Origin of the sequence: Actinoplanes couchii, assembly GCF_016862075.1 — a bacterium.
Lineage (GTDB): Bacteria > Actinomycetota > Actinomycetes > Mycobacteriales > Micromonosporaceae > Actinoplanes > Actinoplanes couchii.
The window spans coordinates 1-22,415 of sequence record NZ_BOMG01000136.1 but is presented as its reverse complement, the minus strand read 5'-3'; the positions used below and the strand labels follow the sequence as shown (position 1 = coordinate 22,415).

17 protein-coding genes are annotated in these 22,415 nt (G+C 71.0%); 9 read left to right on the top strand and 8 right to left on the bottom strand.

The window, feature by feature from the left end; all coding sequences use genetic code 11:
• The first annotated feature begins 2 nt into the window (after positions 1-2).
• From Aco03nite_RS50430 to Aco03nite_RS50415, 4 genes are all read left to right on the top strand, one after another.
• Positions 3-668 (top strand): ABC transporter ATP-binding protein, encoded by a 666-nt coding sequence (locus Aco03nite_RS50430; protein ID WP_203810035.1) that lies wholly within the window; start codon positions 3-5, stop codon positions 666-668.
• Positions 668-3,652 (top strand): FtsX-like permease family protein, encoded by a 2,985-nt coding sequence (locus Aco03nite_RS50425; RefSeq protein ID WP_203810021.1) that lies wholly within the window; start codon positions 668-670, stop codon positions 3,650-3,652. Before Aco03nite_RS50430 ends, Aco03nite_RS50425 begins: the two co-directional genes overlap by 1 nt.
• The gene (locus Aco03nite_RS50420; RefSeq protein WP_203810019.1) at positions 3,649-6,228 is read left to right on the top strand and encodes an FtsX-like permease family protein; all 2,580 of its coding nucleotides are present in this window, start codon (positions 3,649-3,651) and stop codon (positions 6,226-6,228) included. Before Aco03nite_RS50425 ends, Aco03nite_RS50420 begins: the two co-directional genes overlap by 4 nt.
• 770 nt (positions 6,229-6,998) lie before the next feature.
• On the top strand, positions 6,999-7,604 hold the full coding sequence (locus Aco03nite_RS50415) for a M15 family metallopeptidase (protein WP_203810016.1): 606 nt from the start codon (positions 6,999-7,001) through the stop codon (positions 7,602-7,604).
• A 285-nt stretch (positions 7,605-7,889) separates the two neighbouring features.
• Here the strand turns inward: Aco03nite_RS50415 and Aco03nite_RS50410 are convergent, their stop codons facing one another.
• The 5 genes from Aco03nite_RS50410 to Aco03nite_RS50390 form a co-directional block, all read right to left on the bottom strand.
• Positions 7,890-11,051, bottom strand: a complete 3,162-nt coding sequence (locus tag Aco03nite_RS50410; RefSeq protein ID WP_203810014.1) for a hypothetical protein — start codon at positions 11,049-11,051, stop codon at positions 7,890-7,892.
• Positions 11,052-11,114: 63 nt separating this feature from the next.
• Entirely contained in the window at positions 11,115-12,056 is a 942-nt protein-coding gene (locus Aco03nite_RS50405) for a glycine betaine ABC transporter substrate-binding protein (protein ID WP_203810012.1), read from the bottom strand.
• A 13-nt stretch (positions 12,057-12,069) separates the two neighbouring features.
• On the bottom strand, positions 12,070-12,837 hold the full coding sequence (locus Aco03nite_RS50400; RefSeq protein ID WP_203810010.1) for an ABC transporter permease: 768 nt from the start codon (positions 12,835-12,837) through the stop codon (positions 12,070-12,072).
• Positions 12,837-13,991, bottom strand: a complete 1,155-nt coding sequence (locus tag Aco03nite_RS54490) for an ABC transporter ATP-binding protein (RefSeq protein ID WP_203810033.1) — start codon at positions 13,989-13,991, stop codon at positions 12,837-12,839. Before Aco03nite_RS54490 ends, Aco03nite_RS50400 begins: the two co-directional genes overlap by 1 nt.
• Positions 13,992-14,053: 62 nt before the next feature.
• Positions 14,054-14,644, bottom strand: coding sequence for an ABC transporter permease (locus tag Aco03nite_RS50390; protein ID WP_239146110.1), 591 nt, complete (start codon positions 14,642-14,644; stop codon positions 14,054-14,056).
• A 407-nt stretch (positions 14,645-15,051) separates the two neighbouring features.
• Between Aco03nite_RS50390 and Aco03nite_RS50385 the strand changes: the two genes are divergently transcribed.
• From Aco03nite_RS50385 to Aco03nite_RS50365, 5 genes are all read left to right on the top strand, one after another.
• Entirely contained in the window at positions 15,052-15,519 is a 468-nt protein-coding gene (locus Aco03nite_RS50385) for a nuclear transport factor 2 family protein (RefSeq protein WP_203810006.1), read from the top strand.
• A complete protein-coding gene (locus Aco03nite_RS50380; protein ID WP_203810004.1) occupies positions 15,519-16,085 on the top strand; it encodes a TetR/AcrR family transcriptional regulator in 567 nt (188 codons plus the stop codon). The genes Aco03nite_RS50385 and Aco03nite_RS50380 overlap by 1 nt, the downstream gene beginning before the upstream one ends.
• Positions 16,086-16,159: 74 nt before the next feature.
• Entirely contained in the window at positions 16,160-16,999 is an 840-nt protein-coding gene (locus Aco03nite_RS50375; RefSeq protein WP_203810002.1) for an alpha/beta fold hydrolase, read from the top strand.
• A gap of 445 nt (positions 17,000-17,444) precedes the next feature.
• Positions 17,445-18,809, top strand: a complete 1,365-nt coding sequence (locus Aco03nite_RS50370; protein ID WP_203810000.1) for a hemolysin family protein — start codon at positions 17,445-17,447, stop codon at positions 18,807-18,809.
• Positions 18,806-19,882, top strand: a complete 1,077-nt coding sequence (locus Aco03nite_RS50365; RefSeq protein WP_203809998.1) for a hemolysin family protein — start codon at positions 18,806-18,808, stop codon at positions 19,880-19,882. Before Aco03nite_RS50370 ends, Aco03nite_RS50365 begins: the two co-directional genes overlap by 4 nt.
• A gap of 50 nt (positions 19,883-19,932) precedes the next feature.
• Here Aco03nite_RS50365 and Aco03nite_RS50360 read toward each other — a convergent pair whose 3' ends face one another.
• From Aco03nite_RS50360 to Aco03nite_RS50350, 3 genes are all read right to left on the bottom strand, one after another.
• On the bottom strand, positions 19,933-21,189 hold the full coding sequence (locus Aco03nite_RS50360) for a PA0049 family protein (protein WP_203809996.1): 1,257 nt from the start codon (positions 21,187-21,189) through the stop codon (positions 19,933-19,935).
• A gap of 72 nt (positions 21,190-21,261) precedes the next feature.
• Positions 21,262-21,909 carry a nucleotidyl transferase AbiEii/AbiGii toxin family protein gene (locus Aco03nite_RS50355; protein ID WP_203809993.1) on the bottom strand — a complete coding sequence of 216 codons (648 nt, stop codon included), beginning with the start codon at positions 21,907-21,909 and terminating at the stop codon, positions 21,262-21,264.
• Entirely contained in the window at positions 21,906-22,247 is a 342-nt protein-coding gene (locus Aco03nite_RS50350) for a hypothetical protein (protein ID WP_203809991.1), read from the bottom strand. Before Aco03nite_RS50350 ends, Aco03nite_RS50355 begins: the two co-directional genes overlap by 4 nt.
• Positions 22,248-22,415 lie beyond the last annotated feature (168 nt).

The window sequence follows — 22,415 nt, the reverse complement described above, 5'->3', positions numbered from 1 at the left end:
CGATGGTCAGTGTCCGGGGCGTGCACCGGCGCTTCGGCAGCGAGACGTCGGTCGTACACGCGCTGAAGGGTGTGTCCTTCGACGTCGAGGCCGGGACCATGGTCGCGCTGGCCGGCCGGTCGGGATCGGGCAAGACCACGCTGCTGAACGTGATCGGTGGCCTGGACCGCCCGGACGAGGGCGAGGTGCTGGTCGACGGCGTCGAGGTGACCCGCCTCGACGAGGACGGGCTGTCGAAGCTGCGGCGCGAGCGGGTGTCGTACGTGTTCCAGACGTTCGGCCTGATCCCGGTGCTGTCGGCGGCCGAGAACGTGGGCGCCCCGCTGCGGCTGGCGCGGATGGCGGCGGCCGACCGGGAGAAACGGGTGGCGCTGCTGCTGGACCTGGTCGGGCTCACCGATCACGCGGCGCAGCGGCCCGGGGAGATGTCCGGCGGGCAGCAGCAGCGGGTAGCGATCGCGCGGGCCCTGGCGGCGTCGCCGCGGCTGCTGATCGCCGACGAGCCGACCGGGCAGCTGGACGCCGAGACCGGCCGGTCCGTGATGGCGCTGCTGCGTGCGGTGGTCGAGTCGGAGGGGGTCACCGCGATCGTGTCGACCCACGACCCGGTGATGATGGCCCTGGCGGACCGGGTGGTCCGGATCAGCGACGGCCGGGTGGACGTCTAGTGCTGCTCAGACGGGCGAGAGCCCAGTGGCCGTTGCTGGCCGCGCTGCTGCTGGTGGTCACCATCGGGTCGACGCTGCTCGGGGTGTGCGCGCTGCTGGTGACCAGTTCCGCGGACCGGGCGCGGGAGGTGTCGGCGTCCCGGGCGACCGGCACCGAGGTGACCGCGTACACCGTGACGGTCGCCGCGAAGGACGCCCCGTCGGTCGCCGCGGACACCGAGAAGGTGCTGCGGGAGGCGCTGCAGCCGTTCGACGCGACGGTCAGCGGGCGGGCGGCGGCGGTCGTACGGCCGCTGCCGGGGGTCAAGGGCGCGAAGGCGGTGGGTTATCTCGCCGGGATCTCGGATCTGCCCGAGCGGGCGACCCTGGTCACCGGGGCGTGGCCGGACAAGCCCGGTCAGACGGTGGTGCTGGAGACCACGGCCCGGTTGCTCGGCCTGTCCCCCGGCAGCCGGGTGCGGTTCGGCCCGGAGATGGGCCGTGACCCGGCCCCGGGCCTGCGGTTGACGGTGAGCGGGGTGGTGCGGGCGCTGCCGGGTGCGGGCTGGGACCGGGATCCGCTGGCCGGCACCGGTTTCGAGGCGGCGTTCCGGGACGGTTCGTCGTTGCAGCCGGCGCGGGCGTTCGGGCCGTTCCTGATCGACTACGCCGCGCTGCTGACCGGTGGTTCGGCGATGTCGCGTCTGGAGCTGACCGCCCGTCCCGACCTTTCCGACCCCGATCACCACGATCTGGTACGGGTGACCGGAGCCGTCCGGGAGGCCGACTCGCGTCTGGCGGCGGTCCTGGGCGACCGGGTGCAGATCGAGCGGATCAGTTCCCGGCTGCCGTCGCTGCTGGCCACCGACGCGGAACGGCAGCGGGTGACCACGTCGGCGGTGTTGTCGGTGGCGGTGCTCGGCGCGGTGCTGACCGGCACCGCCCTGGCGCTGGCCGGGCGGCTGACCGCCGGGGTGCGGGCCACCGAGACGGCGCTGCTGACCGCGATGGGCACCAGCCGTCCCCAGCTGGCGTTGCGGGCCGGCGCCGAGGCGGGGCTGCTGGCGCTGATCGGGGCGGCGATCGCGGTGCCGGTGTCGGCGCTGGTCCACTCGGCGTTGACCCGGATGGCGCCGCTGTCCGGGGCCGGGCTGGCCGCCGATCCGCACGTCACCGGGGTGCAGGCGGGGGTGGTGTTCGGTGGGGCGCTGCTGTTCGCCGGGTTGTCGACGCGCACCGGCTCGCAGGAGTGGCCGTCGATCGCGCGGGCCGGTGGGGACTTCGCGCTGGTCGTACTGGCAATCGGGGGTTGGTGGCAGTTGCGGTCGACGGAGTCGGCCGGGGTGGACACGGTGCGGGTGCTGGCTCCGGGGCTCCTGTTGGTGGCCGGGTGTGCGCTGGTGTTGCGGCTGGTCCCGCCCGCGTTGAACGCCGCCGACCGGCTGGCCCGGCGGGCGCGGGGGCTGGCGATGCCGCTTGCGGTGTTCGAGGCGGCGCGACGGCCGCGGGCGACGGCGGCCGGGCTGCTGGTCACCCTGGGCTGTGCGGCGGCGACGTTCGCGGTGGCGTTCGGCGGTACGTGGCAGCGGTCCCAGTCCGACCAGGCCGACCTCGCCGTCGGCACCGACCTGGCGATCACGTTGTCGACCCCGGCGCTGGCCGGGCAGGGGCAGCGGATCGTCGACACCGTCGGCGGGACGATCGGCCCGGTCACCGACCGGGGGGTGGCGATCGGGCAGTGGCTCGGCGCCGGGGATCCCCCGCACCTGGTCGCGGTCAAGGACCGGGCGGTGCCGCCGGTGGCCGGGATCCCGGTGCCGGAGGGTCAGGTCATCGAGATGACGGTGTCGAACAACCCGGGCACCTCGATCAACCCGAGACTGATCTTCGAGGATTCGGCCGGGCTGCGCAGCACGTGCGCGACCGCGCCGGTGCCCCTGGACGGCCGCAAGCACCGGCTGCCGGGGTGTGTGCCCGCCGACGGGATGCAGCTGGTCGCGGTGATGCTGCCGGTGGCCACCGAGTTCTTCAGCTGGGACGCCATCACCAACATCGACATGTCGGTGACCCTGGCGGTGCCCGGGCGGGGCATCTGGCAGGCGATCTCCGCCGAACCGTACGCCAACCAGGTGTCGAACCCGGCGGTCACCGTCACCGGCTCGGCGCTGACGATGACCGGACAGGTCCAGGTCGGCAAGAACCCGGACGCCGCCCTCAACCTGGTGGCGACCGCGTTCGGCGATCCCGGGCCGGTGCCGGTGGCCGTCGCCGAACGGTTCGCCACCGAACTGTCGCTGAAGACCGGCGACCAGCTGGAGATGATGGTCGGCACCACCGCCGTCCAGGTGAAGATCCGGGAGGTGGTGGCGGCGGTGCCGTCCGCGCCGGGCGCGCCCGCGCTGCTGGCCGACATCGACACGCTGTCGCGGGCGCTGATGCTGCGCGGTGATCCGGCGTTCCCGATCGACGCGTGGTGGATCACCGATCCCACCGATCCGGGCGCCGCCGCCGGGCTGCACTACGGCGAGACCGTGACCCGGGCCGCGGAGACCACCCGGCTGAGCAACGGGCCCACCGCGGCCGCGCTGCCGGCGATGCTGCAACTGCTGACCCCGGCCGCGTTGCTGCTGGTGCTGGCCGGGCTGATCCTGCACGTGACCTGCGATCTGCAGGCCCGCGCGGTGGAGGTGGCCCGGTTGCGGGGCCTCGGGATGAGCCGCCGGGACATCCGGGTCACCCTGCTCGGGCAGCACGGCCTGGTCCTGGTGCCGCTGCTCACCGCGGGAACCCTGGCCGGGGCGCTGGCCACCTGGACCCTCGGGCCGCTGCTGGTGCGTTCGGAGACCGGGCGGACCCCGTTCCCGTCGGCGGCCCCGGTCTGGCCGTGGGCGCAGGAGGCGCTGCTGCTCGCGGTGCTGTTCACCGCGTCGCTGCTGGCCGTGACTGTGGTCGTGCTGATCCAGTCGCGGCGCGCCGACGCCGCACACTTGAGGGTGGCGTCGTGACACTGCACTGGGCCGGGATCCGCGGGCGCGCTCGAGCCGACGCTGGTCCGTTGCTGCTGGTCGCCGGGGTGGTGGCGCTGGTCAGTGCGCTCGCCGCGGCGGCGCCGGTGGTGGCGCGGGACACCGCCGACGCCGCCGTGCGTGACGCCGTCGACCGGGCCGGGCCGGCCGCCGACACGGTCGTGCAGGCCCAGTGGGAGCCCGACTACGGGATGACCGGGCGGCTGCGGGTGCCGAGCCTTCCCGACTCCATGAACGATCTGGCCCGTACCTCCCTGGACGAGCTGGGTGACGTTCTGCGGCCGGTGATGTTGCCGCCGGTCGGCTCGGTGACCAGCCAGAGTCTGAAGGTCCTGGATGGTGACGCGGCCCGGACCCTGCGGATCGCGTACCTCTCCGCCAGCCCGGACGGCGGCGCCACGATCGGCGGCGGCCCGGCCGTGCAGTGGATCGCCGGGTCAGAGCCCCCGGCCACCGAGGAGGGGCAGGTCGAGGTCGCCGACCCCGCGTACTGGCGGATCAACATCGGGTTGTCCGAGACCGCGGCCGCGGCCATGGGTGTCCAGCCGGGCGCCCAGCTCAACGTCGTCGACGATCGGGGTGCGCCGAAGAACGTGCGGGTCAGCGGCATCTTCCGGCCCGCCGACCCGGCCGACCCGGCCTGGCGGCTCGCGCCGTGGCTGCTGAATCCCGCGCCCGGTCAGGACGGCACCGGGACCGTCCGGATCGGGGGTCTGCTGAGCGCGGCGTCGCTGCCCGACGCGCGGTTGGCGTTCGAAGAGAACCAATTGCGGCGTACGGTCACCTTCTCCCCCGACACCGCCGAGCTGACCTGGGCCGCCGTCCAGCGGATCATCGACAGGTCGGTGCAGCTGGAGGCCACGTCGGCGTCGTCGGCGGGCAGTTACGGCGGCGCCACCACCTGGCAGTCCGGGTTCGACAGTGTCCTCAAGGAGGTGGCCGCGCAGGTCGACGCCGCCATCGTGCAGGCGTCGGTGCTGCTCACCACGATCCTGGCCGGGGCGGTGCTGGTCCTGCTGCTGGCCGCCGAACTGGTGGTCCGCAGGCGGTCGGCGAGCCTGGTGCTGGGCCGGCAGCGGGGCGTGTCGCTGCTGGCGCTCGGGGCCGAACTGCTGCTGGAGTCGCTGACCGTCGCGGTGAGCGCCGCCGCCCTCGGCTGTGCTGTCGCGTACGCCGTCGCCGGTGGGGCCGGCTGGGAGTGGACGATCCCGGTGCTGGTGGTCGCGGCGCTGGCGGTTCCCGCGTACGCGATGGTGGTCGCCGGTCGTGCCACCAGCGACCGCCGGGTGCCCGCGAACCGTTCCGCCCGCCGGTGGATCGCCGTCACCGCGATGCTGCGCCGGCTCGCCGCCGAGCTGACCGTGGTGGCCGCGGCGGTGTTCGCGGTGATCGCCCTGTACCAGCGGGGCCTGGAATCCGGGCTGCCCGCCCTGGCGCCGACCCTCGCGGTGCTGGCCGGTGGCCTGGTGCTGGTCCGGGTGCTGCCGCTGCTGACCGGCGCCGGTCTGCGGCTGGCGCTGCGGTCGCGGTCGCCGCTGCCGGTGTTCGGGCTGGCCCAGGCCGCCACCCGGCAGACCCTGCCGGTGCTGGTGCTCGCCGGATCCGCGGCCCTGGCCACGTTCGCCCTGGTCCTCGGCGCGACGGTGGAACGCGGCCTGACCGATGGCGCCCGGGTCAACGTGGGCGCCGACGCCCGTGTCGGCTTCGGTTCCACCGCCGCCGCGTCCACCCTGCCCGAAGCCCAGCGGATCGCCGGGCTGCCCGGGGTGACGTCGGTGGTCACCGGCCAGGTGATCGACGGGGCCCGGATCATCGCCGACGGCAAGGTGACCCCGGTCCGCCTGGTGATCCTGAACCGGCCGTCGCCGGTGCTGGCCCGCGGTGTGCTGGTCGTCGGGGCGGAGGTGGCGATCCCGCAGGACGGCGCGCGGAGCATCCCGGTCACCCCGACCGGTGTGGCCCCCGCGGTCGGCGGCGCCACGGACGTGCTGATCGTCGGCACCGGGGCTCAGGTGCCGATCGAGCCGGACACCATCTGGGTGGACGGTCCGGGCGCGGCGGCCGCGGTGCAGGGGTTGCCCGCGGTGTTGCGTTCGGAGGTCCTGAAGTCCCGGCAGACCGCGCCGTTGGTGTCCGGCCTGGTCACGATGACGTGGACGACGGCGGTGTTCCTGCTGGCGGCGGGGTTGCTGGGGTTCGCGCTGGCGGCGGCGGCCGGTGCGCCGCAGCGCTGGCAGACCCTGAGCCGGCTGCGGACGCTGGGGTTGACGCCGCGTGACGCCCGCAAGGTGGCGGCTGGTTCCCTGCTGCCGCTGGCCCTGTTGGCGGCGGTGGGCGGCCCGTTGTTGGGTGTCGGTGTGGTCCTGCTGGTGGCCGGGCCGCTGGGCCTGTCCCTGCTGACCGGTCAGGTGGACACTCCGTCGCTGGTCCTGCCCTGGCCGTGGCTGGCCGTGGTGGCCCTGGCGTTCCCCCTGCTGGTGACGGTCCTGGTCCGCGCCGAGTCCCTGGTCCGCCGCCGTCGCCGCCTGGCCGAGGTCCTCCGGGTCGGCGGCTGAGGGGACGGCGACACGGTGGGCCGGACCGGATTGGGTGTAGCGGCCCGTCCCACCGGTGAGACCGCCTGTTCAACTGTCGCGAGTTCCGTTTCCATGAGCCTCCCTCACCACGTTGCGTGGCGGCTCAGCCCGTGTCCCCATCACTTTGTCGGTCACCGGCTCAGTGAGCGTGGGTCCGCTGGCTCTGTGAAGGAACCGGCGTCGATGGTCAGCAGACCGGCTCTGTGATCATTCTGGTGTGACCAGTTTTCCCGCGACCGCGCGCCGGGTTCGTGATGAGAGCCTCGACCCCCGACAACGGCGAGTGCGTCTGCGGAACTGCCTCTATCATTTCGCGCCGTATGGTTTCCATGCCACTTGGCATCACCTGGCGACCACACACCACATCCCGGGACGTATCGAGAGCAATCCGTCGTCGCTGGTCCGAGCCCTTGACGAGTTGGAGACGGCCCGTGCCCTGATGCTGCCGAGGGCAGTCGCTTTCGCCGCCCAACGACGCCTGCAGAAGCGGGAGGGCAGACGCGTTCCAGCGGCGCTGCATCCGTGGGACTCATGGGGTTGCCACGACATTGCCTACTGCCCCGATCCGCAGAAGCATCCGGCCGAGCCGCTGCCCGTCGTGGTGGACCGGGTGCTCGGTGCGTGCGCCGCAGGGACAGACCGGGCCGGAAGGTGCCTGGTCTGCGGCAGGGAGGACTGGGACCTGTGGAGAGTTTGTCAGAACTGTGGTGTCGCGTCCGGAGGCCGGGGCGCCCATCACTGACGCATGGATGATCTTTGTGGTGGGCTTCGCGTCGGGCAGGAGAGGCATCTACCTGCTGCGGTCACCGCCGGTTGTCGACGCGGCCCGGGGCATCGACACCGGGGTGTGGCTGCTCGGCTCGGACGGCGGGGTGTTCGCGCTGGCCGCGCCGTTCTACGGCTCGGCGGTCGACCACTCCAACACGCCGACCGCCCCGCCCAACGGCGGGGTGCTCGGCAGCGGCGCGCAGGTCAGCGTTTCCTGCCCGGCGGGCGGCTCGATCGTGGTCTCGGCCACCATCGGCGACCAGATGACGAAGATGCTGCGTGCGGCGAGCGACAGCGGCCGGAAGCTGTGCGGCAGCGGATTCCGGCCGGCCGATCAGCAGATCGCGTTGCGCAAGAAGAACTGCGGGACGTCGACCCAGCAGATCTGGAACACGTCACCGAGCCTGTGTCGCCCGCCGACCGCCCGGCCCGGCACGTCGATGCACGAAAAGGGCCTCGCCATCGACTTCGCCAATTGCCAAACCCGGTCGACCGCCTGCTACCCATGGCTGTCCGGCAACGCCGCGCGGTTCGGCCTGCGGAACCTGCCGAGCGAGTCGTGGCACTGGTCGACCACCGGCTCGTGAAGGTGAGATGCCGACGCCGGCGGCCGATCTTGCTCGGTCGCCGGCCCGGTATCGCCGAGCACAAGGCGATGGTCACCCCTGTCCGGTACGTCCAGGCCTTTGAGGAATGATCCTGACGGAACTGGACAGCCTGGCCGCCGGGCCGGAACGTCGACCCGGATCGCGGCTGCCGAGTTCGGAGCCCGGAAGCATGCATTCTCACCCGGCCGCCGAAACGCTACTGGTGGCGGCCGCCGTCCTGGTTCCGGTGACGGGAGGTCTCCGGAACCGGGACGGCGGGCGGGTTCACAGTGGGGGCAGGTCCCAGAGGTTGGCCAGGCCTCCGGCGGTGGCGGCCAGGACGGTGCCGTCGGTGCTCAGGGCCACCGTGGAGCTGTAGTCGACCGTGGAGTCGCCGCTGTCGATCGAGTCCAGGGGGCGTAGTTCGGCGGGGGTGGTGTTGAAGCCCAGCAGGCGTACGTCGCCGGACTGGGCCGACACCACGATCGGGTCGCCCTTGTCGTTCACGCCGAAGGCCAGGCCGTTGGAGGTGCCGGAGATGGTGCTGAGCATGTCCGACCAGATGACGTGGGCCTCCAGTGTTCCGCACGGGGCCGCGATCCGCCGGACCGACACCGTCTCGCCCATGTAGTGGATCGGTCCCGGGAGCAGTTTCAGGTCACCGCGGGTGCGCAGCAGCAGCCCGAAGGTCATCTGCCAGTCCCAGTCGCCCTTCGGCAACTGCACCCGGCATTTGACCACCGCGCCCTGGTGCACGGTGACCTTGCCGTTCACGTCGACCACCGCGACCAGGTCGCCCGGCCCGAACGCGGCCCGTACGGCGAAGCCGTCCAGCGGCAGTTCGGCCACGGTCGGCAGGGCGGCGGCGCCGGGGTCGAGCACGAGCACCCGGTCACCGTCGGCGACCGCCACCCGGGTGCCGGACGGGTTCACCGCGACCGCCCGGATGTTGGGGCCGATCAGGCGGCGGGCGACGACGGTGTCCACACCCGCGCGCCGGATCAGGATCTCGCCGGAGCCGGTCGCGAGGGCCCGTACCCGGCCCCGGTCGCTGAGCGCCATCTGGGTGATGTCGGTGCCGTCCTCGGCGAGCACGTCGGTGACGGTGCTGCGCGGCGCCGAGAACAGGACGGTGACGAGGATGCCGAGGCAGAGCAGGGCGACTGCCGAGGTGAGGACGAGGCGGGCCCGCCGTACCGCGGGAGCAGTGGTTCCGGACGCCTCGGCGGCCAGGTTGCGGGCGGCGAGGTGCTCCTGGAACCGGATGTGCCGGAACTGGAAGGAGCCGCCCACGCCGCGTAGCAGTCCCTTGTCCCGGGCGTCGGCGAGGAACCGCATCAGGCGCCACGGCAGGGTGCCCCGGACGGCGAGGATGATCCGGGCGACGACGAACCGGGGCCAGGCCCGGGTCAGCAGGATCAGGCCGGCGACGGCGAGCCCGGGCATCACGTACGCGCCGATCAGGGTGAACGGTTCGTCCTGGGGCAGCAGTTCGTCGATGTACGAACCGGAGAACAGGCGGGTGCCCTCCTCCGCCCAGCCGGGATAGCCGGTGAGCAGCCGGCCGGCCACCACGCCGCCGAGGACCGCACCGATCAGTGCGGGGACCGCGACCAGTCCGGTGACCACACCGGCGCCCGCCGCGCCGGCGGCTGCGGAGGCCCGGTCGTGGCGCAGGAACCGCACCGGGTCGGCCAGCGCCGACCGCTCCGGTGGGGCGTCGAACCAGCTGTGTACGGCCAGGGCCAGGCCGCTGACCAGGACGGTTGTCGTGGCTATGGCGAGCAGCAGGACGAAGGCGGCGAAGGTGACCAGCGACCAGCCGCTGAGTACCAGGACGACCGAGCCGATGATGATCGCCAGGGCGGCGGGGACGGCGCCGATGGCCGCGCCGGTGCGGAAGCCGCGGCGCAGGCGGGCCAGGGAGCCGTGGGTGGACAGGGCCAGCCGTCCGGGGCTGCGGCCGGGTACCGCGTACCAGATGCCCATGACCAGCAGTGCGTATCCGAAGCCGACGATGCCGCCGACGGCCATGGCGTCGCCGCCACTGTAGGTGGGGTCGACGGTGAGGGCGACGAGGGCGGTGACCACGAAGACGGTGAACCAGGTGCTGACGCCGACGACGAGTCCGGTCCAGGGCGACAGCAGGCGGCTGCTGAGCTGCCACCAGTTGAGGTCGCGGTCGCCGTGGTGGTGCAGGTAGGCGGCGAGGAACGACAGCCAGCGGCGGGCCTGGGCGGCGGTCCACCGGCCGGTCGCCGGTTCGCCGGGGCGGCGGTGCACCGGTTCGTACGCGGCGGTCACCACCCGTTCGCTGATGTGGTTCTCGACGGCGTGCCGGGAGTCCAGGGTGAGCAGTTCCGACGGGTCGCCGCCGAGGCGTTCGTAGGTGAACCGGGCCAGTGACACCATCAGCGGGGTGGACAGTGCTTCGGCGGCGGGCCGGGGCTGGGCGCGGTCTTCTTCCCAGGCGCGCAGTTCGGTGTTGACGTGGTCCCAGCGGGTGCCGGCCGGCCAGGTGACCGCGGCGAGGTAGGTGTCGACGTCGGCGGCGGCCAGGGGCAGCACTTCGATGACCGGGGCGCCGTAGAGGACCGGGGCGCCGCCGCGGATGACGTCGGTGTATTCGGCGGAGCGGCAGGTGGCGACCACCGGCCGGTCGGCGCCGACGCCGCGGTTGATCTCCTGGACGGCGCCGCGGCGGGCCGATTCGGGGATCTCGTCGATGCCGTCGAGGACCGGGATCAGCAGGCCGTGCAGCAGCAGGCGGCGGGGCAGTTCGGTACGGCCGTTGTAGTAGAGGCCGGCGAGGCTGTTGACGATCCAGTCCTCGAGGGGTTCGGCGAGCGGGTCCCAGGAGGAGACGGTGAGCAGCACCGGGGTGGGCGCGCCCGGCCAGCGGGCGTTGAGCAGGCCGAGGGTCAGCATGAGGGCGATGACGCTCTTGCCGGCGCCGGGTTCGCCGAGCACGACCAGCCGGCCGTTGGGCAGTTTCGCGTAGTCCTCGGCGAGGCGTCTGGTGACGTCGTCGAAGGGGCCTTCCAGGCGGCCGTGCATGCGCAGGTGCCGGACCCGGACCCCGTCGGCGGTGGTGGTGCGGGCCGGGGCGATGTCGGCGATGCCGTCGCGGGTGGTGCTGGCCCAGGACAGGGGCAGGACGCCGGGGTCGCGCAGGTTGCGGGAGACGGCCTCGCCCAGCCACTGTTCCTTCAGTGTCCGGGCGAGGTCGTCGACCAGGTCGGCGGGGGCCTGGGCACCCTGGCGGGGCGAGAGCATCGCGGCCAGGGTGACCGCCATCGACAGCAGCCCGACGAGCAGGCCGGCCATCTCCCAGGAGAATTCACCGGTGAAGAGCTGGACGGTCACGGCGGCCGTGGCGATCAGACTCAGCACGAGCACGATCGCCAGGCCCCGCCGGAACCCCTGTGCGGCCTTGGTTCGGATCATCCGGCGCACACCCCGGACGATCCACTAAGTACATTGATCACCGGCGAAGGATAGGGGATCCTCTCAGGAGAGGAAGCTCTGGTCCTTCAGCCACTGCTTGGCGACCTGCTCGGGGCGGGCGCCGTCGACCGAGACCTGCTTGTTCAGTTCGGTCATCACGTCCTGGGTGAGGGCCGCGGCGATCGGGTCGAAGATCTCCTTGAGGGCGGCCTGGTTGGCGTCGTAGTACTCGGAGCGGAACACCGGGGCGGCGTTGTAGAGCGGGAAGAACGCCTTGTCGTCCTCGAGGACGGTCAGGTTGAGCGCCTTGATCCGGCCGTCGGTGGTGAAGACCTCGCCGAAGTTGCAGGGGTCCTGCTTGGCGGTCGAGGTGTAGACGATGCCGGTGTCCAGGACGGTCACGTTGCCGGACGGGATCTCGAAGCCGTACTTCTTCTGCAGGCCGGGCAGGCCGTCGTCACGTGTGGAGAACTCGCTCTCCACGCACAGGGTCGCGGCGGCGGTGTTCGTACCCAGGTCGGAGATGGTCTTGGGGTTGCCGAGTGTGGCGGCGGCGTCGGCGCTGTAGGCGATGCCGTAGGTGTTGTTGAACCCGGCCGGGGTCATCCACACCAGCTTGTTGTCGGCCAGGTCCTTGTCGGCGACCTTCTGCCACTGTTCCTTGGGGTCGGCGATCGGTTCGGTCTGCTGGAAGAAGCTGATCCAGGCGGTGCCGGTGTACTCCCAGTAGACGTCCACCTCGCCGGCGGTCAGTGCGGCGCGGGCGGCGTTCGTACCGCCGAGGTTGGTCTGGTCCTTGACGCCGGCTCCGGCGTTCTCCAGGGCGAGCTTGGTGATCTGGCCGAGCACCAGCTGCTCGTCGAAGTCCTTGGACCCGACCGTCACGGTGGTGCCGGCGAGGGGGCCGGTGCCGCTGCCGCCCTCGTCGTCGGAGCCGCAGGCGGCGGAGGCGAGCAGCAGGCCGAATCCGGCGGCGATCGCGGTGGTCCTCTTGATGATGTTCATGTGAAACCCTTCTTTAAAGCCCGCGGGGCGTCAGCACGTGTTCGACGACACCGGCGAGGTAGTCGACGAGCAGTGCCAGGCCGGAGGCCAGCACGGCGCCGACGATCAGCACCGGGGTGCGGTCGAGTTGGATGCCCTGGAAGATGACGTAGCCGAGGGCCTGGACACCGAAGAAGGTGGCCAGGGTGGCGGTGCCGATGTTGAGGATCAGCGCGGTGCGGATGCCGGCCAGCACGACCGGGACGGCGAGTGGCAGTTCGATGCGCAGCAGGGTCTGCATCGGGGACATGCCCATGCCTCTGGCCGATTTCACCAGGGTCTGGTCGACCTGTTGCAGGCCGATCATGGTGTTGCGCAGGATCGGCAGGGCCGAGTAGGCGACCAGGCCGAAGATGACCGATTTGAAGCCCACGCCGGCGGCCAGCACGACCAGGGTGATCAGGCCGAGCGACGGGATGGCCTGTCCGAGATTGCCCAGCATCAGCACGACCGGTGCGACGAACCGGGCGGCCCGGCGGGTGGCCAGGATGCCGAGCGGCACGGCCAGCGCGATCACGATCAGCGTGGACACCGCGGCCAGTTGCAGGTGTTCGATCACCCGGGCGGTGAGTTCGCCGGCGTTCAGGGTGCGCTGTTCGATGCTGTCGAGTTCCTGCGCCGACACCCACGCCCACAGGGCGATGCCGACGACGGTGAGGAAGATCGGCATGACGAGCCAGCGGGCGTTGCTCTTGACTTCAAGATCGATTTTTTGCGGTACGGGTGACGTGGTCGCGACCATCAGTCGGTCACCGCCTTGGCCGCCCGGTAGAAGTCGCTGCTGTCGCGCTGGATCGAGCGGGTGGTGACCATGACCGTCTCGAAGTCGAGCAGGCCCTGGAACGCGCCGCTGCCGTCGACGACCAGTGCGACTCCGGCGTTGGAGGTCAACATCTCGTTCAGCGCGTACGACAGGGTCGCACCGGTGTCGACCAGGGCACTGACGGGCTCCCCCGCCCGCCGCAGGTCCCCGTCGGCCCGGTCCAGATCGCGGGCGTCCACCCAGCGCTGTGGGCGGCCCTGGCCGTCGAGCAGCAGCAGCGCCGACCGGCCGGAGCTCTCCAGTGTGTCGCGGGCTTCGGCGGCGGTGCCGTCGATCCGTGCGGTCGCGGCGCCGGTGTCCAGGGCGACGTCGCCGACCAGGCTCAGGTTGAGGCGTTTGAGCGACGCGCCGGAGCCGATGAAGTCCTCGACGTACGTGCTGGCCGGGTTGCTGAGGATGTTGGCCGGGGTGTCGTACTGCGCGATCCGGGACTGCTCGCCGAGGATGGCGATCCGGTCGCCCAGTTTGATGGCCTCGTCGATGTCGTGCGTGACGAACACGATGGTCTTCTTGACCTGCTGCTGCAGGCGCAGGAACTCGTTCTGCAGGCGCTCGCGGGTGATCGGGTCGATGGCGCCGAACGGTTCGTCCATCAGCATGACGGGCGGGTCGGCGGCCAGGGCGCGGGCCACGCCGATGCGCTGGCGCTGCCCGCCGGACAGCTCCTTGGGGTACCGCTTGGCGAACACCGCGGGGTCCAGGCCGACCAGGTCGAGCAGTTCGTCGACCCGGTTGCCGATCCTCGCCTTGTCCCAGCCGAGCAGCTTGGGGACGGTGGCGATGTTCTCGCCGACGGTGAAGTGCGGGAACAGGCCGATCTGCTGGATGACGTAGCCGATCCGGCGGCGCAGGGTGTCCGGGTCGGCGGTGGTGACGTCCTCGCCGTCCAGGTGGATGCGGCCGGAGGTGGGTTCGATCAGCCGGTTGATCAGTTCCATGGTGGTGGTCTTGCCGCAGCCGGACGGGCCGACCAGGACGATGATCTCGCCGCGGGGCATGTCCATGGTGACCCGGTCGACCGCGGGTTTCTTCTGGCCGCGGTAGCTCTTGGTGAGTTCTTCCAGACGGATCATCGGCTCGGCCGTGGTGGCGGCGGCCTGGCTCGCGCCCGGCCCGGCGATCTGATCTGTTGCGGTCATCGGATCCCCCTGGCGGTGGTGAGACGGCGGAGCAGGATGAAGACGGTGTCGAAGAGCAGTGCGACCACGACGATGGCGAGGGTGCCGCCGAGGACGAAGTTCAGTGCGAACGGGCTGCCCAGCGAGCGCAGGCCGCGGAAGATCTCGTTGCCGAGTCCGGGGCCGTTGACCAGAGCGGCGATGGCGGCGATGCCGACGACGACCTGGGTGGAGACGCGGACGCCGGTCAGGACGACCGGCCAGGCCAGTGGCAGTTCGATCCGGGCGAAGCGGCGCCAAGGCCCCATACCCATGCCACGCGCCGCCCGCAGCACGTTCTGATCGACCGTTCCGAGGCCGACGACGGTGTTACGGACGATGGGCAGCAGGGCGTAGAGCACCAGCGCCGTCACGGCCGGCGGGGTGCCGAGGCCGAGCAGCGGGATGAAGATGGCGAACAGCGCGAGGGACGGGATCGTCAGCATCGTGGAGGTCACGGCGAGGATCATCGGTCGCACCCGGGGTGATCGGTGGGCCAGAACGCCGAGGGCACAACCGAGAACCAGCGCGATGCCGATCGATATCGCGACGACCATCACATGGTCCACGGCATCACTGAACAAATACTCTGCGTTGTCGTTCAGATGTTTATAGAAATCCATAGGCTCGCTTCCGGCCGGGGACATTTAAAAGCGCACGGCCGAGGCCGTGCGCTGGTCGAATCTTCAGTTGATCATCGACCTAAACCACCGTAGAGCAATGTCCAGAGGCTGGATATGACAGTTTCGTGACAGTCCCGCAGTGCATGTGACAGTCGTAACAATAAATGCGCTGGTTGCATTTGCCGGATTGCGATCACATCACGAATCGCTCAACAACACTGATTCTCATCAATCTTTTGCGGCAGGAATGTCGAGGATCCCGGATCTCGTGTTGACGGCCATTCGAACCGTCTGTACTGTTCGGTACAGACTTGACCGATCAGTACACAGACTGCTTCCGAAAGAGGCCCCTCATGTCTCGTCCCCCGCTCCCCCCGTTCACCGAGGCCGGTGCGATCCAGAAGGTCCGGGCCGCCGAGGACGCGTGGAACACCCGCGACCCCGAGCGCATCTCCCTCGCCTACAGCGAGGACAGCTGGTGGCGCAATCGCTCGACCTTCGTGCAGGGCCGCGCCGCCATCGTCGAGTTCCTCACCGGCAAGTGGGACCGCGAACTCGACTACCGCCTCATCAAGGAGCTGTGGGCGTACACCGGCGACGTCATCGCCGTGCGTTTCGCCTACGAGTACCATGACGTCGACGGCCAGTGGTTCCGCGCCTACGGCAACGAGAACTGGCACTTCGACAAGGACGGACTGATGACCCACCGCCACGCGAGCATCAACGACGTGGCCATCGACGAGTCCGACCGCAAGTTCTTCTGGGACGCCGCCGGCCCCCGCCCGGCCGGCCACCCCGGCCTGAGCGATCTCGGGCTGTAATGGCCCGGACCGTCCTCGACCGCTCGGACGTCGTGCGCGCCCTCGCCGGCGTGTTCCGCAAGCGAGGTTTCGAAGCCGGCTCCCTGTCGGTCATCCAGCAGCAGACCGGTGTCGGGCGCGGCAGCCTCTACCACTTCTTCCCCAACGGGAAGACGGACATGGCGGCCGCCGTCCTCCAGCAGGTCAGTGACTGGTTCGAGGACCGCATCTTCACCCCCCTGCGCCTCGCCCGCAACGCCGGCGAGGCGATCGAGGCGATGTCGCGGGAGGTGGCGGAGTACTTCACCTCCCGCGAGCGGGTCTGCCTGTTCGCGGCGATGACCCTCGGGGAGGAGCAGGACACCTTCGCCGACGAGGTGCGGTCCTACTTCACCGACTGGGTCGACGCCCTCGCCGCAGCGCTGCGCACCGGTGGCCTGCCGCCGCTGGAAGCGGCAGACCGCGCGGTCGACGCCGTCGCCGCCATCCAGGGCGGCCTGATCCTGGCCCGTGCGTACGGCGACGACGCGACCTTCCTCGGGATCGTCGCTCGCACCGAGCAGCGGCTGCTCGCCCCCACGCAATAAGCGAACCCTCACTCAGCCGGCCCATCTCGCTGTTGCCGCCTACCTGCGCGGCGAAACCGAAGAAGGAGTAGGACATGCCGTACGTCACCACTGAAGATGGCACCGAGATCTTCTACAAGGACTGGGGCCCGCGCGACGCCCAGCCCATCATGTTCCACCACGGTTGGCCGCTGTCCTCGGACGACTGGGACACGCAGATGCTGTACTTCCTCGCCAAGGGCTACCGCGTGATCGCCAGTGACCGTCGCGGCCACGGGCGGTCCTCCGACATCGGCTCCGGTCACGACATGGACCACTACGCCGGCGACGTCGACGCCGTGGTGCGGCACCTGGACCTGCGCGACGTCGTTCACATCGGGCACTCCACCGGCGGCGGGCAGGTCGCGCGGTACGTCGCGAAGTTCGGCCAGCCCCAGGGCCGCGTCGCGAAGGCGGTGCTGGTCGCAGCGGTGCCTCCGCTGATGGTGCAGACCGCCGAGCACCCCGACGGCGTTCCCACCTCGGTCTTCGACGGCTTCCGTGAGGCTCTCGCCGCCAACCGGGCGGAGTTCTTCCAGGCGGTGGCGTCCGGCCCGTTCTACGGGTTCAACCGTGACGGCGTCGCGCTGTCGCAGCCGGTCGTCGACAACTGGGTGCGCCAGGGGATGACCGGAAGCGCCCTGGCCCACTACGAGGGCATCAAGGCGTTCTCGGAAACCGACCAGACCGGCGACCTGACGGCCATCACCGTGCCGGTGCTCGTCCTGCAGGGCGACGACGACCAGGTCGTCCCGTACCGCGAAGCCGCCCTCAAGCAGGCGGAACTGCTGCAGGACGCGACCGTGAAGATCTACGAGGGCCTGTCGCACGGGATGCTCACCGTGAACGCCGGCACCATCAACCCCGACATCCTCGCCTTCGTCCAGAAGCCCTGACCACGGTCGGGCCGCGACCGTCCACGATCATCCGCCGAGAGGCCGATGGTCGTGGACGTCGCCGCCCCTTTTCAGTTGGTCCAGACCCCGGCGCGATCCACGCTGAGCACGGTGCCCGTTCCGGTGACGCGCAGGCGGACGGTGTGGGTGCCGTACGCCATCCAGGTCTCGGTGCCGCCGGGGCTGGTGAAGAAGCAGCAGGCCCGCGACGCTCGGCGACTTCCGGATCTTGATCGAGTCGCCCTCGGTCATCGTCAGGTGGTAGTTGCCGTTGAACTGATCCATCGGCCTGCGTGGAATCGTCTGGCTCTCAGTAACCGTACAGTTGGAGGGGCTAGATTCTGCCGATGTCAGATGACGCCCCTGAAGGCTGTAGTACCTGGCCGGGCTCGACCCGGTTTCGTTTCCGCTCCACCGAGCGCCGCCGCACGGGTGGTGACTCTTCGTGCTGATCGCCATCGGTGTTCTGGTGATCGTGCTCCTGACCGCGGCGACCGGCTATTTCGTCGCCCAGGAGTTCGCCTACGTCGCCGTCGACCGGGAGAAACTGCGGGCGATGGCCGACGCCGGCGACCCCGCCGCCGAGCGCGCCCTGCGGGTGACCTCGCGGCTGTCGTTCGTCCTGTCCGGCGCCCAGGTCGGCATCACCGTGACCGCACTGCTCGCCGGCTACGTGGCCGAACCGTTCCTCGGCGAGGGCACCGCCCAGCTGCTCGGCCTGGCCGGGCTGCCGGAAGCGCTCAGCACCACCATCTCGATGGTGTTCGCGCTGCTGTTCGCCACCGTCGTGCAGATGGTCCTCGGTGAGCTCGCGCCGAAGAACCTGGCCATCGCCCGGCCGGAGGCCCTGGCCCGGGCGCTGTCCCGGTCCACCCTGATCTACCTGACCGTGGTCGGCCCGCTGATCCGGGTGTTCGACGCCACCGCGAACCGGCTGCTCCGGGCGATCGGCATCGAGCCGATCGAGGAGCTACCGCAGGGCGCCACCACCGAGGACCTGGACCGGATCATCGCCAACGCCGGCAGCGAGGGCACCCTGGACGCCCGGGCCGCCCGCCTGCTGGACCGCGGCCTGGACTTCCGGGGCCGCACCGCCGCCGAGGCGATGCGCCCCCGGGTCGACGTCACCACCATCCGCGCCGACGAGCCGGCGTCGCGGGTCGTCGACCTGCTCGGCACCGGGCACTCCCGGTTCCCGGTCACCGGCGACGGCGTCGACGACGTGATCGGCGTGGTGTCGATCGCCGACGTGGTTGGGCTCGACCCGGCCGCCCGGTCCACCGTCACCGCCGGGTCACTGGCCACCGAGGCGGTGATGCTGCCCGAGACGGTGCGCCTGCCGGAGGTCCTGGACCGGCTCAAACGCGCCCACCGGCAGATGGCGGTAGTCGTCGACGAGTACGGCGGTTTCGCCGGCATCATCACCCTGGAGGACGTGGCCGAGGAGCTGGTCGGCGAGATCCGCGACGAGGACGACCTGCCCGAACCGGGTATCGACCCGGACGGTGACGGCGCCTGGCTGATCCCCGGCCGGGCCCGGGTCGACGAGATCGCCGAGGCCACCGGGGTCCGGCTGCCCGACCACGATCTGTACGACACGGTGTCCGGGCTGATCCTGGCCCGCCTCGGTCACCTGCCGGCCGCGCTGGAGCAGGTCGAGGTGGAGCTGCCGTCCGCGGTCGACGAGGACGGTAACCCGGTGCCGCAGGGTGTGGCCCGGCTGACCGTGCTGTCGGTGCGCCGGATGGTGCCCGACCGGGTCGCTCTCACCGTCGTCCACGATCGTTCCGAAGGGCGGGTGACCGCGTGAGCACCACCTGGTCCTTGATCGTCTCCGTGCTGCTGCTGGCCGCCAACGGATTCTTCGTCGCCGCGGAGTTCGCGCTGGTCGCCGCGAAACGGCACCGCTTGGAAGCCGCGGCCGCCGACGGATCCCGCGGGGCCCGCGCCGCCCTGGCCGGCACCCGCAGCCTGTCGATGATGCTGGCCGGCGCCCAGTTCGGCATCACTCTGTGCACCCTGGCGCTGGGCGCCCTGGCCAAACCGACCGTGGCGCACCTGCTGGAGCCGGTGTTCACCGCGGTCGGCCTGCCGGCGAGCGCGGCGTACGTGGTCGCGTTCATCCTGGCCGTGGCCCTGGTCGGGTTCCTGCACGTGGTCATCGGCGAGATGGCGCCCAAGTCGTGGGCGATCAGCCACCCGGAGACCTCGGCGCAGCTGCTGGCGATCCCGTTCGTCGGGTTCACCACCGTGTTCCGGCCGGTCCTGACCGCGCTCAACGGGGTGGCGAACGCGTGTCTGCGGCTGTTCAAGGTGACACCGCAGGACGAGCTGGCCCAGGTGCACAACGCCGACCAGCTGCGGATGCTGCTGCAGACCTCCAAGGAACACGGCACCATCGAGGACGCGGAACACGAGCTGCTCACCGCCATGCTGCAGGTGCAGTCCATGCCCGTACGCCAGGTGATGGTGCCGACCTCGGGCATCCTGGACGTGCCGGACGGTGCCGACGCCCGGGCCATCGAGATGCGCAGCATCGAGACCGGCCGCTCCCGGCTGCCGGTGACCGACCCGGCCGGGGCGATCATCGGTGTCGTCCACGTGCGGGACGCCGCCAAGGCGATCAGTGCCGGGCGGGCGGTCACCGCCCGGGACCTGATGACCGCGCCGATGTCGCTGACCGCGGGCACCAGCGTGCTGGACGCCGTCGCGGCGATGCGGCAGCAGCGCAGTCACCTGGCGATCGTGTCCGGCCCGGACGAGGTGATCGGCCTGGTCACCCTGGAGGATCTGCTCGAGCAGGTGATCGGGCAGTTCGACGACGAGACCGATCCGGTGGTCGACGCGGCCCGCCGGGCCGGGCGGACCGTCGGCGCTCGCTGATTGTCGGGGCGGCCGCTGACATTCAGCGGCCGCCCCTTTTTCCTTCTGCTTTACGCCGCCGCGCCGGCTGCTTCGACAAGGCGGATCGTCTGTTCGATGGTGGCCGCGCGGTCGGCGGCGAACGCCGGATCCAGCAGCGCTGTCGGGTCGGCGAACGCCAGCAGGGCCGAGATGTGCAGGTGGCCGCCGGGGATGTCGGTGGCGCCGAGGGCCAGGCGCAGCCGGTTGGCGCGGTACATGCTCTCGTTCGACAGGTAGCTGCCGCCACCACCGGAGGATGCCTGGCCACCCGGGGTGGGCTCGCCGGTGTGGCAGGTCACCCGGCCGGTCGGGCGGTCACCGGCGGCCCATTCGCACAGCTGCGGGTTGAGCTTCGTCGGCCACGGGCCGGTGCCGGCGTCCACCATCGCCTGGTGCGGCAGGGTCGTCTCGATCCACTCCGGGGTCGGGTTCGGCTGCGGCCAGCCCGTGGCGAGCGGCACCGATTCCGGGGTGCCCTCGTCGTTGTTGTCCGGGACGCCGCCGCGCCAGCCGGCCGCCCAGCGCTCGATGTTCATCACGCCGCGCAGGCCCTGGCTGATCGTCATGATCAGGTCGGCGCGTTGTTTCGTCCCTTGCAGGTGTGGCCCGAAGGCGTCCTCGACGATGCCCCGGTCGAAGCCGCTCCACGTCACCGGCAGGGCTACCGCCTGGACCTGAACGGTACGGTCGCCGTGTTCGAACACCGCCCCGTCCAGCTGCAGGGCGGCACCGCCGGACGGGTTGGAGCGGCGGATCTCGGCGCCCAGCTGGTACGGGTCGAAGCCGCTGACCAGCACCCGGGTCACTCCGGGACGGAAGGTGGTCGAGGTCAGGCCTCGGGCGGCGTACTCATAAGTCTTGATGATCTGACCGCGCTGGGTCGCGGACAGTGCGAATCGCGGGGTCCACTGGCGCAGGTCACGGGTGCCGGTCAGGCGGGTCCAGTAGAGCGGCCGGTCGTCGTAGCGTTCGATGTCGCCCATCTGGATGCGGCCCTGCGCGCGGGCCACCGCGGTCTTCCACAGGGTGGTGCCGGCGGCTTCGGCGTGACGTTTCGCGGCGGCGAACGACCGGGCCGCGCAGAGGGTGGCGCGCAGCCGCCCCGGGAAGGCGGTGAACCCGCCGGCCTCGATCAACTGGCCCGGGACCTGCTCTTCGGCGACCCGGCTCTCCTCCACGGTGACGGGTGATCCGGTGTCGAAACAGGTGCGGTCGGCGGCTGAGGCGGGTGCGGGCAGAGTTCCGATCATGACGGCGGCGAGTGCTCCGGCGGCGAGACGTACCAAGGCGACAACCTCTCCCGAGAAAACATCGACCTATGTACGTCTACAGGGGATAGATCGCACTTTCAACGCTCGTCACCGGGGCCAGCTCCGGAAGCGGGCCCTGATCGCCTCGATGCCCGCGGCGTCGATCCGGTACGGGCGGAAGGCACGGTCGGGTGTCCGGTCCAGCCGCCGCCCGGCGGCCAGCACGTCCTCGGTCTCCAGCGCCGGATCGACCCGCCGGGCCGCCGCCAGCAGCTCCTGGGGCCCACGATCGCCGAGGAAGACCGCCACGTCGATGAAATCCCGGACCTCGGCCCGGCTGACCAGCGCGGCGACCTTCCACGCGATCAGGTCGTCGACCGCCATGACCGGCCCGATGTCCAGCACCACCGGCGGATGGGCCCGATCGAGGAACCCAAGGCTGACCCGCAACGTCTTCACGCCGTCGATAACCTGCAATTCCGACATCTGGTACGCCATGCCGGTGATGAGGTCGTCCAGGTCGCCGTCGTGGTCGATCCGTTCGACATGCAGGCCCGCCGCTTCCAGGGCCTCGGCGACAGCGGTGGTGGCGGCGGCGACCGAGCCCTCCCCCGTCGCGAACAGGTCGACGTCCTCGGTGGGCCGGGCGACCAGCCCGTGCTCGATCAGGGCGAGCCCACCCCCGAGCACGAACCCGTACCGGTACGCGGCGGCCAGCGCCGTCCGCGCGACCAGCTCATGGAACGTGTCGCTCAAACGCCGGCCCGCACGCCGGTCAGGTCAGGGTGCCGCTGCTCCCAGGCGGCCCGCACCCCACGGGGCAGAAACAGATCCACCCACAGATCCCGCAGCAGGCGAGCGTTCAGGAAGGTCCGCAGCTCAGCGTAGTGAACGGCTTCCCGCAGCACGATCTCGTACATCCGGGCCCGGTCGTAGTCGTCGGCCAGATCAAACCGCCGATCCTCAGCCGGAAGCCACAACATCCGGTGCGGCAGCTCCACCACACCGGCCAGGGGCCCGTCCAGCTCACCGAGCTCCCCGACGACAAGCGCCGACCGCCCAGGCCGCCCGGACTTCCCCAACACCATCGTCATGACCCAAGAGTAAGCGACCCACCGTCAACTGCGCCTCCACCGAGTCGACGGAGTGATTCGGCCCGCTCCGATCACCTCGTTCCGGCCCTATCCACCGGGAGCACCGGATGGTCTCCAACGTTCACAGAGGCGGCTGTCGATGATCCGTCAAACCGGTGGCCCGGCGAA